This is a genomic window from Deltaproteobacteria bacterium, from assembly GCA_003696105.1.
Classification (GTDB): Bacteria; Myxococcota_A; Polyangia; order Haliangiales; family J016; genus J016.
In genome coordinates this window covers 1-4,367 of sequence record RFGE01000046.1, presented here as the reverse complement: position 1 = coordinate 4,367, position 4,367 = coordinate 1, and the positions used below count along the sequence as shown (strand labels likewise).

The 4,367-nt window shown below is 74.0% G+C and carries 3 protein-coding genes and 1 tRNA gene; 2 read left to right on the top strand and 2 right to left on the bottom strand.

Translation table 11 applies throughout. The features are described 5' to 3' along the window. Positions 1–364 precede the first annotated feature (364 nt). A tRNA-Thr gene (locus D6689_02960) sits at positions 365–440 on the top strand. A 194-nt stretch (positions 441–634) separates the two neighbouring features. On the opposite strand, the gene D6689_02955 is transcribed toward D6689_02960, so the two are convergent. Together D6689_02955 and D6689_02950 are read right to left on the bottom strand one after the other, a co-directional pair. Further along, positions 635–2,641 carry a VWA domain-containing protein gene (locus tag D6689_02955; protein ID RMH44224.1) on the bottom strand — a complete coding sequence of 669 codons (2,007 nt, stop codon included), beginning with the start codon at positions 2,639–2,641 and terminating at the stop codon, positions 635–637. 55 nt (positions 2,642–2,696) lie between these two features. Next, the gene (locus D6689_02950; GenBank protein ID RMH44223.1) at positions 2,697–3,929 is read right to left on the bottom strand and encodes a hypothetical protein; all 1,233 of its coding nucleotides are present in this window, start codon (positions 3,927–3,929) and stop codon (positions 2,697–2,699) included. 209 nt (positions 3,930–4,138) lie between these two features. Here D6689_02950 and D6689_02945 point away from each other — a divergent pair. Further along, positions 4,139–4,367, top strand: a 229-nt coding sequence (locus D6689_02945; protein ID RMH44222.1) for a hypothetical protein, incomplete at its 3' end; no start/stop codon positions are given.

Below are 4,367 nucleotides of genomic sequence, written 5' to 3'. Positions count from 1 at the left end.
GAAGCTCGCCTGGACGCAGGTCCGCGCCCCCGAGGCGCTCGGCCGTGCCACGATGCCGTTGGCGGTGGCGTCGCTCATCTGGACGCTCACGGGGATGATCGCGGCGAAGCGAACCCGTCGCTGCGACTGCCAAGCCGCACAGAGGGGCCGCGCCAGTCTTATGTGACGATCGGGAACCGGATCGCCGCTGTCGAGGCGCATGGCCCGCCGCTCACAGTTACCCGAATTCAAAGCGTTCTCGAGCCGCCTGCCCTCCGTCGAGTGGGCGCTGCGCTCGCAGGCACAAAGTGATCGACGGTCGGGCGCGCAGGCCCTTGCATTTGTCCGGCGGGTTGGGCAAAGTGCCTGTCCCCGGCCACCGTGTGCCGATGTAGCTCAGTCGGTAGAGCAACGGTTTCGTAAACCGTAGGTCGGCGGTTCGAGTCCGCCCATCGGCTCCATCCCCCCGCCCGGGTCGCGCGGGGGCGCCGTCCGCGCGCCGGCCTCCGCTCGCCTTCGGGGCGCCGTCCGCGCGCCGGCCTCCGCTCGCCTTCGCGGCGCCGTCCGCGCGCCGGCCTCCGCTCGCCGTCGCGGCGGCGATCCGCACGCCGGCCGTCGCGGCGCAGACCGCCGTCGCCGCCCGGTGACTCGGCGTTCAGTCGATCGGCACGTCGGGGATGTCCGGCGGCACCAGGAAGTACACGTCGCGCTCGTCGAGCAGCGTCACGCCGTCGCCGAACACGCGCACCGTCGCGCGAAACAGCTGCGGCTCGTCCGTGGCCATCACGGTCGTGTTGACCTTCGGCACGAGGCGCCAGCACACCGGCGTGCCGGGCAGCACGTCGATGTACAGGTCGGCGTAGCCGTCACCGTCGCTGTCGGCTTCCGCCAGCCCGTCGGCGCACGCGGGCGTGCCGAGCTGCTGCGTCTCGAGCCGATCGACGAACTCCGCCACCGCGTCGACCGCGTCGGAGGCGTCGTCGACCGGAGTGGCCGACACGTCCAGCGGCACGTTGTTGGCGAGCGTGCGGATCGCGTCTTCGATCGCGCCGGCCGCCGACGCGTCGGCGCCGTTGAACACGAGCGCGTTGCCGCCCGAGTCGACCGCGCCGGTGGCCGCGGCGACCGCCCGCAGCTCGTCGGTCAAGGTCGAGCCGCCGCCGTTGCCCTGGATCCCGATCACCTTGGCGCCGATCGCGTTGGCCGCGTCGCTGAACGCCGTGGTCGACGGGCAGTTGGCGGTGTCCCCGCTGCTGAACGCCTCGTCGGTCGCGAACAGCAGCACCGGCAGCGCCTCGTTGCGGAAGCACGGGTAGCCGATCCCCGACGCGCCCGCCGGCGAGCCGGCGCACGTCGCGCGGTCCCCGTAGGCCGAGCCGATGGTGCACCCGGCCGCTGCGCTCCCCTTTCCGGTCATGACGGACCAGCCGGCGAGCGCGAGCGCCTCCTTGCAACAGCCGCCCGGCTCCGACGTCGGGATCGCGGGGCCGGTCAAGCTCGGGTTGGGCTGGATGTCGAGGTGGTTGGTGTAGGCCTGGCCGCCGGCGTCGATGTAGCCGATCGTCCCCGCGCCCGACCACAGGTCCGGGATGCAGCTGGCCGGATCGCCGGTGCCCAACGGCGGGCACGACAGGTGCGACAGCACCGTCTGCATGTTGTTGCGAACGGAATTGATTTCGGAACTCATCGAGCCGGAGCGGTCGATGAGCACGTACACGTCGACGATCTGCAGGTCGGTGGAGAAGTCGAGGTCGTCCTCGTCCGGGTCGGGCGGCTCCTGGTAGGGGACGACGAACACGAAGTCGCCGTTGGCCTGCGGGTTGTCGCCGCTGTCGCGCGGGTCGGTCCCCGCCGCCGTCTCGACCAGATCCGACACGCCGTCGCCGTCGGTGTCCTCGCTGGTGGCCGACGTCTCGTCCGGCCCGACGGCGCCGTCGCAGTCGCGATCCTCGTCCGCGTCGGCGAGGCCGTCGTTGTCGGCGTCGAGGTCGAGGAAGTCGGGCCGGCCGTCGCCGTCGGTGTCGACCGGCGGCGTCGCGAGGTCGGCGTCGCCCGCCTCGGCCGCGTCCGGGATGCAGTCGCCGTCCGAATCGCCGTCGAGATACGACGGCACGCCGTCCATGTCGGGGTCGACCGCGCCCTCGTTGCGGTCGGCGATCGTGTCGTCGTCGGAGTCCGGATCGCGAAAGTCCGGCGTGCCGTCGCCGTCGGTGTCGACCGGCATCATCGCGGACGGCCCGATCTCGTCGGCGTCCGACAGGCCGTCGCCGTCGTCGTCTCGGTCGGCGAAGTCGGGCGTGCCGTCGCCGTCGGTGTCGGCGGTGCCGTCGACGCCGTCCGGCCGCCCGTTTTGGTCCGAGTCGGTATCGCGGAAGTCGGGGATGCCGTCGCCGTCGCTGTCGACCGGCGGCGTCGCCGGGTCGGCGTCGCCCGCCTCGCGGTAGTCGGGGATCCCGTCGCCGTCGGCGTCGTCGTCGCGGTAGTCGGGGACGCCGTCGCCGTCGGTGTCCACCCCGGTCGCGGCGCCCTCGTCGGCGTCGGAGATCGAGTCGCCGTCGGTGTCCGGGCTCGCCACGGCCGCGTCGGCGCCTGGGCCGCCGCCGGCGTCCCCTCCTCCGCATGCCGCGGCCACGATGGCAAATGCGAGTGCGTAGCGTGTCATGATCGCCCCACGCGAGTGTACCGCTCCCGCGACCGCGCCGGTGCGAAATCGACCGTCACCCGCCGGCCGGCGCGCCGAAAAACCGTCGGATGTCGGCCGCGCGGGCGGCGGCGTCGGCGCGCCCGAGCGCGATCAATCGGTCGGCGAACGCCCCGTCGAACAGGAAGTACGACGCGAAGTCGGCCTCCCTGCCGATGCGCGAGCCGGTCGCGCGCCGCAGAAGCCACGTCACCCCGCGCCCGGCCGCCCGGCCCGCGAGATCCCGCGCGACGAACTCCGCCGCCAGCTCGCCGATGTCCTGCGACGGCGTGAACACGAGCGTGTCGATCGTGCGATATGCGACGCCGCGCGTATCGACGAGCACGTCGCGCACGCGCGCCAGCTCGGCGGGGTCGAGCGTCGCCTCGATCACGCGCCACAGCCGATTGAAGCGCTCGAGCACCTGCAGGTCGTACTGCACCGGGTCGAGCAGCAACGCGTTGAGCAGCTTGCCGAGCAGAAACGCGAGCGACGGATAGTCGGCCGTGTGGTCGCCGGCCGCGTCGACGTCCTCGCGGCGGTGGAGCACCGACACGACGACGAGCTTGTCGGCCCCCGCGCGGATCGCCGGTGCGATCGGCGTGTTGAACCGGAGGCCGCCGTCGCAGTAGTACGATCCGCCGATGCGGCGCGCCGGAAACAGCAGCGGCAGCGCCGCCGACGCGGCGACGTGGTCGGGGCCGATCGGGCCGAACACCGCCCGCCGCCGCGGGTCGCGCGACGGCCGAAACGACGCGCCCGGAGCGACCTCCGCGAACATCGACGTGCGCCCGGTGGCGATCTCGAGCGCCGCGACGACGAGCGCGGCGACGCGCCCGGCCTGCACGTTGTCGTGCAGCGCGTCCCACGCGATCGACTCGCGGATGAGCCGCTCGATCGGCCGGGGGTCGAGCAGCGATCGGCCGAGGCGATCGGTGGCGTCGCGGCGCGGCCACCACCGCGGGCGCTGCCACAGACCGAGGGGATCGACGCGCAGGTGCTCGCGCAGGCGCAGCCCGCGCCATCGCTGCGCCAGGTCGGCGATCCCGAGGTCGGCGCGATGGGCGTGCGACGCGAGGAACGCCGCGTTGATCGCGCCGACGGACGTGCCGGCGAACACGCGAAAGGCCGCACCGCCGGACCGGCGGTCGCGCAGGTCGCCCTGCGCGCCGCCGAGCGCCTCGACGATGCCCTGGACCACGCCGACTTCGTACGCGCCGCGCACGCCGCCCCCCGACAGCACGAGCGCGACCGACTCCCCCGATGGCATGGCCCCAGTGAATCACATCCGGCGCGTCGTGGCGTCGCACGCGCCGGTTCGGAACAGCCGCGCGACCCCATTTGTCGTGCGCGCCGCGGCGTTCGGTGTTATGTATTGTACGACGTGTACCGCCAGGTCGCCGCCGTGGTCGTGACGATCGCCGCCGCGCTACCGAGCGCGGCGCTCGCGTCGGCAGCGCCGTGCGACGGCCGCGCCGCGTGGATCGTCGCGCCGTCGCCGTGCTGCCATCCGCCGGCCCGCGACCGCGATCGACCCGCGGTCACGCGGACCTGCTGCTGCGAGCTGCGGCCGGCCGCGCCGGCGCCGGCGGACAGCTCGCCGGCCGTGGTCGCCCCGCGCACGCCGACGCCGCCGCCGGCCGCGATGGCGCCGGCGGCCGTGCTGCCCGGCGTCCGGCCGGCGACCGCGCCGGCGCGCCGGCCGGCG

What these genes read in the sequence shown, in the direction of transcription:
- D6689_02955 (RMH44224.1), bottom strand. Translation starts at nt 2,641, where the DNA reads ATGACACGCTACGCACTCGCATTTGCCATCGTGGCCGCGGCATGCGGA.
- D6689_02950 (RMH44223.1), bottom strand. Translation starts at nt 3,929, where the DNA reads ATGCCATCGGGGGAGTCGGTCGCGCTCGTGCTGTCGGGGGGCGGCGTG.